The organism is Rhizobacter sp. P3_B12, from assembly GCF_056402895.1.
In genome coordinates, this window is record NZ_JBFUGN010001411.1 from 1 (window position 1) to 1,184 (window position 1,184).

Sequence of the window (1,184 nt, forward strand, 5' to 3'; positions counted from 1 at the left end):
GAGCTGGCCGCTGCCTGCCCCTTGCACGATGACTCCCATGGGGCCTTCACAGATGGCCTTCCATGACGACAGCGTGCCCTCGCGATGGACATCTTCGAACTTGCACTTGGACGCGCGGCCACCGGTGCTGCGCATGGCCGCTTCGACCAGCGTCTGCTCAGGGGCCGCGCGAAGCGACTCGACCGCGAGGCAGGCGCGACCCGTCTTCGTGCCGCCACCGCCGGGCCCGCCTTCGGTGGCGACGATGAATTCCCAGAGGCCGGCGCCCGGGCCAGGGGCGGAGGCGGCGGGTGCCACGGCAACGGACGACGCAGGCGGCGTGACGGTCTGCGCGGCGGCAGGCAAGGCCATCGGCCCCGTGGCGAGAACGAGGAGAAGTGAGCTTGATTGAAGTGATTTCATGGGTGACATGCTCGATGGCCCTGGGCTGGATCCGGGAGGGATGCGAAACAGGATGCGCGCAAGGTTCTTACAGGCCACTTTCAAGCCGGGCCCTACACTGGCCCGATGCACAGACACGGCGGGCTGTACCTCGCGGGGATCACGGTCGCGTGGCTGCTGGGTGTCGCATGGCAGCTCCAGCAGCAGGCTGTCCAGCCGACCTGGGGCACGGCGCTGCTGCTCGCGGCAGCACTCCCTTGCACGATGCTCGCGTGGCGCTGGCGCCGCGGCGCACTGCTCGGCATGCTGGCCGCATCGCTCGCCGCATCAGTCGCGGGATTCGCTGCTTCCGACCTGCGCGCCTCGCTGCACCTGGCCGAGGCGCTCCCCACGGCGCTCGAAGGCGACGACCTCGTCCTCACCGGCATCGTCGCGAGCCTGCCCGACCACACCCCGTCCGGCCTGCAGTTCCGCTTCGAGGTCGACGATGCACGCCGGCGCGGCGAGCCGGTGGCCGTACCACCGCTCGTCTCGCTCGGCTGGTACAAGGGCTGGCACGATGACGGCCCGCTGAACGCCGAGCAAGCGCAGCTGCGCGCCGGCCAGGCCTGGCGCTTCACCACCCGCCTGCGCCAGCCGCACGGCAGCCTCAACCCGGGCGGCTTCGACATCGAGCTGATGCTGTTCGAGCAAGGCGTGCGCGCCACCGGCTACGTGCTCGACGGCCGCGCCGAGCTGCTCGACCCGGCCGCCGCTCACCCGCTCGAGCGCCTGCGCCAGCGCGTGCGCGACCGGTTGTACGC

General features: G+C 71.0%; 2 protein-coding genes. One reads left to right on the forward strand and one right to left on the reverse strand.

What is annotated here, in order from left to right; all coding sequences use genetic code 11:
- A partial coding sequence (locus tag AC1D01_RS35680) for a hypothetical protein (protein ID WP_477874395.1) occupies positions 1–351 on the reverse strand: 351 nt, incomplete at its 3' end.
- Between the two features lie 156 nt (positions 352–507).
- Between AC1D01_RS35680 and AC1D01_RS35685 the strand changes: the two genes are divergently transcribed.
- Positions 508–1,184: ComEC/Rec2 family competence protein (locus AC1D01_RS35685; protein ID WP_477874397.1), on the forward strand; the 677-nt coding region annotated here is incomplete at its 3' end.